The following is a 4,917-nucleotide window of genomic DNA, read 5'->3' as shown; positions in this document are numbered from 1 at the left end:
TCTTGGCCCGCACGCGTGGACCGGGCTGACGCGCCAAGGACTTGCGCAGCTTGGCCAGTTCTGCCACCCGCGCCGCCACCCGGCCATTAACACTGTCCGCCGGATAGTCGCCGCGTGGACTGGCCGCGCCAGCGCTCACACCCGTCAACAGGGCCACGGCCTGGTCCACATGGCTGACGGCGTAGACGTGGAACTGCCCGGCCGCCACCGCTTCCACCACGTTGCGGCGCAGCATGAGGTGATCCAGGTTGGTCGCCGGGATCAGCACCCCTTGTTCACCGGTCAAACCGCGCACCTGGCAGATGTCAAAAAAACCTTCGATTTTTTCGTTGACGGCCCCGATGGCCTGCACCTGCCCGAGCTGGTTGACCGAGCCGGTGACCGCCAGCGACTGCTTGATCGGGACCTGGCCCAGGTTGGACAACAAGGCACACAGTTCGGCCAGGGAAGCGCTGTCGCCGTCGATCTGGCCGTAGGACTGCTCGAACACCAGACTGGCCGACAGTGCCAGCGGCTGGTTCTTGGCATAACGTGTGGCCAGGAAGGCCGAGAGAATCAGCACACCCTTGGAATGCACTGCGCCCGAGAGTTTCACCTCGCGCTCGATGTTGACCATTTCGCCGTCACCCAGACGGCTGGTGGCGGTGATGCGGGTCGGCTGGGCAAAGGGAAAGTCGCCGAGCTGGATCACCGACAGCGCATTGATCTGCCCGGTGACCGCCCCCTGGGTGTCGATCAGCAAGGTGCCGCGCAAAATCGCTTCGTGCAGTTGACCGCGCACGCGATCCTGGCGACGGATCTGCTGGTCGATGGCCTGCTGCACATGGCTGGCGGCAACGATTTCAACACCGGCCTCATGCGCCCAGTAGTCCGCCTCCTGCAACAGGTCGGCCACACTGCGGACATGGGTGGACAGGCGCTGCGCATCCCCCACCAGGCGGGCTCCGTGGTCAATCACCCGCGCTACGGCGCTGCGGTCAAACGGCAACAGCTTTTCCTTGCCCGCCAGCGTGGCAATCAGGCGGGCGTAGAGCAGCTGGGTGTCGGCGTTGCGCTCGATGCGATCCTCAAAATCAGCCGCCACCTTGAACAGCTCGTCAAAGTCCGGGTCGTATTGCTGCAGCAGGTAGTAAAACAGCCGATCCCCAAACAGCACGATCTTGACGTCCAGCGGAATCGCCTGCGGCTCCAGCGAGACGGTACTGACCAGGCTGTACATCTGGCCCAGGGATTCGATGCGGATTTCGTGTGACTGCAAGGCGCGCTTGAGCCCTTCCCAGGCAAAGGGTTGCATCAGCACCTTGCGCACATCCAGCAGCAGGTAGCCGCCGTTGGCCCGGTGCAGCGCCCCGGGTTTGATCAGCGTGAAATCGGTCACCAGTGCACCGAGCTGGGCAAGGTGCTCGACCCGGCCCACCAGATTGCTGTAGGTCGGGTTGTCCTCGCTGACGATCGGCGCCCCCGGCTGCTTGCCATTGGTGACCAGCACATTGACCTGGTAGCGGTGGAAAGACTCGCGGGCGACGACTTTCAGGCCGGAGATGGTGGCCGTTTCCTCCTGCTTGCGAAAGTCGTCGGCGTTTTCCACCATGTCTTGCTGCACCACGTCCAGATAGGTCTGGATGGCGGGCAGCTCGGCAAAACGGCTACGCAACTCGTCCACCGCGTGTTTGACGATGCCCATCGTCGTCTCGCGGTTCAGCAGCTTGATGCGTTCACTGCGCTCCTTCCACCACTGCGGGATGAGGTTCAGGATTTTCTCCAGCCGCTCCTGCAAACTGGCGATGATGGCTGCGATGGCCTGTTTTTCCTCCTCGGGCAGCTTGGCGTACTCCTCCGGCGGCAGCACCTCCTGGTTGCGGGTCGGTGCCAGCACGAAGCCGCTGGGGGTGCGCAGCAGCACAATCTGCTGATGCTGGGCATCGTTGCTCAGCTCCTTGAACGCCAATTCCTGCCGCTTGTTGAATTCGTCCTGAATCGCCTCCGCTTTGGCGCGGTATTCGTCGCTTTCAAACAGCGCCGGAATAGCGGTGCGCAAGTAGTCCACCAGCTGCTGCATCTCATGCTGCAGTTCCGCACCCTTGCCCGACGGCAGCCTGATGGCCTGGGGCTTGTGCGGCTCATCAAAATTGTTGAGGTAACACCAGTCGGCCAGCTCGGCTTCGGTACCCGCCTTTTTGGCCAGCAGTTGCGCCACCATGGTGCGTTTACCCATGCCCGAGGGGCCCAACACAAAGATGTTGTAACCGCTGTGGCGAATGCCCACCCCGAAGCGCACCGCATCGGTGGCGCGGATTTGACCCATCAGCTCGGTCAGTTCCGGCAGTTCGGCGGTGGTCTGAAAACCCCATTGCGCCGGGTCGCACGCATGGTAGAGCTGCTGCGGTGTCAGTGCCAACAACGACAGCAGCGATTCGGAGTTGCCCATGGTCTGCTTTAAAGCGTCCCGCATGATCCGATCCCTTTCAAGATTGATTGGATGAGCTTGCTACCTCAATGCGTTGGCAGCAACTTTACGGTCACCGGCGACAAGGCGCAAGGTTCAGGCTGCCAGCAGGTGAATCACCTCCTCGTCCTCCACCTGTACAAAGTCCGCATAAAACTGGCCGACCGCGCGAAAGTACACCGGTGTTTCCAGGCACACCACCTCGTCGGCCATGTCAGCCACCTTGGCCAGGGTGTCGGGCGGCGACACCGGCACGGCGCACACCAGCCGGCGCGGCTTGTGGGCACGCAAACCATGCAGCGCGGCGATCATCGTAGCGCCGGTGGCCAGACCGTCGTCCACCACAATCACAATGCGCCCGGTGGGGCTGATCGGTGCCCGGATCGGGGTGTACTGGGCACGGCGCTGGCGAATGGTCTGCAGCTGCGCCTGCTTTTCAGTCTCGATGTAGTCCCGGTCAGCGCCATACAAGGCCGCTTCATCGGCAAGGTAGGTCCAGCCGCTTTCATCCACCGAGCCGATGGCCAGTTCCGGCTGGTACGGGGCACGCAGCTTGCGCACCAGCACCACGTCGAACTCACCCTGCAACGCCTGGGCAATGGTTTTGGCCATGGGCACGGCGCCGCGCGGAATCGCCAGAACCAGGGGGTTTTTCCCCCGATAGTCCTGCAGCCGGTCGGCCAGGCGCCGGGCGGCGTCCTGTCGATCACGAAACACGGTGGCCTCCCGCCAATCCGATCATTGTGTTCATGCGCTCGTCCTCCCCCTTTGGCCGCAACAGACCTTACCGGGGCTCCACAGTAATCATCTGGTGACCCCATAGTTTTGCGCTAGATCAAGGCGCACGCATGACGTCTGACTAAAGTCGCCGCATCGTCCTGCACACGTGGAGGTGTCGCCATGACCGCCAAACAGATCGTCTTTCGGGAAGAGGCCAGGGACAAGATCCGCCGGGGGGTGGATACCCTGGCCGACGCGGTGAAGGTCACGCTGGGACCGCGCGGACGCACGGTGATCATCGAGCGCGAGTTCGGCGCGCCGCAGATCGTCAACTCCGGTGTGGTGGTGGCCAAGGCGGTGGAGCTGAAAGACCGCTTCGAGAACATGGGAGCCCAAATGCTGCGCGAGGTGGCTTCGCGCACCAGCGAGATGGCCGGTGACGGCACCACCACCGCCACGGTGCTGGCGCATGCCATGATCCACGAGGGCCTGAAATACCTCGCCGCCGGCATGAACCCCATGGGCCTCAAGCGTGGCATGGAGCAGGCCATTGAGCGCGTCGTGGCCGAGCTCAAAACCATGGCCCAACCCTGCACCACGCCGCAGGAGATTGCCCATGTGGCCAGCATCTCGGCCAATAACGACCGCTCCATCGGCGAACTGATTTCACGCGCCATGGACAAGGTGGGACGCGAAGGCGCCGTGTCCATCGAGGACGGCTCGGGCATGGTCAGCGAGCTGGAGATCGTGGAAGGCCTGCAGTTCGACCGCGGCTACCTGTCACCGTACTTTGTGAACAACGCCGAGCGTGGTGCCGCCGTGCTGGAAGACGTGCACATCCTGCTGTGCGACCGACGCCTGTCGGCGCTCAAGGACCTGGTGCCGTTGCTGGAAGAGGTGGCCAAGTCTGGCAGCCCCCTGCTGGTGGTGGCCGAGGACATCGACAGCGACGCGCTGGCCACGCTGGTGATCAACAGCGTGCGCGGTGTCATCAAGACCTGCGCCGTCAAGGCCCCGGGCTTTGGTGACCGGCGCAAGGCGCTGCTGCAGGACATTGCCACAGTGACCGGCGGCAGCGTGATTTCCGAAGAGCTGGGCCAGACGCTTGCCAAGACCACGCTGCGTGATCTGGGCCGGGCCAAACGCGTGGAGGTGGACAAGGACAGCACCACCCTCATTGGCGGCGCGGGCTCATCCGCCGCCATCCAGGAGCGCGTGGCCCTGATCCGCAAAGAGCGTGAGGCCACCACCAGCGACTACGACCGCAAGCAGCTTGATGAGCGGCTGGCCAAGCTGGCGGGCGGTGTGGCGCTGATCAAGGTCGGTGCCGCCACCGAAACCGAACTCAAGGAGCGCAAGCTGCGCGTGGAAGACGCGCTGCACGCCACCCGGGCGGCGGTGGAAGAAGGGCTGGTGCCCGGCGGTGGCGTGGCGCTGCTGCGCGCACGCAAGGCGCTCAAGGCCTTGACCATGACCGACCTGGACGAAAGCTCCGGCATCAAGATCGTGGCCCGTGCCCTGGAGGAGCCGCTGCGCCGCATTGTCGACAACGCCGCGCAGGAACCCTCGATCGTGCTGCACCGGGTGGACGAATCGTCCGAGCACAACTTTGGTTACAACGCCGCCAGCGGCGAATACGGTGACATGCTGGCCATGGGGGTGATCGACCCGGTCAAGGTCACACGGCTGGCCTTGCAAAACGCCGGCTCCATCGCCGCCCTGGTGCTGAGCACCGACTGCATGATTGCCAA

General features: G+C 63.8%; 3 protein-coding genes. 1 reads left to right on the top strand and 2 read right to left on the bottom strand.

Features of this window, described 5'->3' with window-relative positions; genetic code table 11:
• Together PHW99_RS16700 and PHW99_RS16695 are read right to left on the bottom strand one after the other, a co-directional pair.
• Positions 1–2,452, bottom strand: a 2,452-nt coding sequence (locus PHW99_RS16700) for a Lon protease family protein (RefSeq protein WP_300180231.1), incomplete at its 3' end; no start/stop codon positions are given.
• A 90-nt stretch (positions 2,453–2,542) separates the two neighbouring features.
• Positions 2,543–3,163: a phosphoribosyltransferase family protein gene (locus PHW99_RS16695; RefSeq protein WP_300180228.1), complete on the bottom strand. Its 621-nt coding sequence runs from the start codon at positions 3,161–3,163 to the stop codon at positions 2,543–2,545.
• A 183-nt stretch (positions 3,164–3,346) separates the two neighbouring features.
• Here PHW99_RS16695 and groL point away from each other — a divergent pair.
• Positions 3,347–4,917, top strand: a 1,571-nt coding sequence (groL, locus tag PHW99_RS16690) for a chaperonin GroEL (protein ID WP_300180225.1), incomplete at its 3' end; no start/stop codon positions are given.

It is taken from the genome of Rhodoferax sp. (assembly GCF_028689305.1).
GTDB lineage: Bacteria > Pseudomonadota > Gammaproteobacteria > Burkholderiales > Burkholderiaceae_C > Rhodoferax.
The sequence above is the reverse complement of the archived record's forward strand: the minus strand, read 5'-3'. Positions and strand labels throughout refer to the sequence as shown.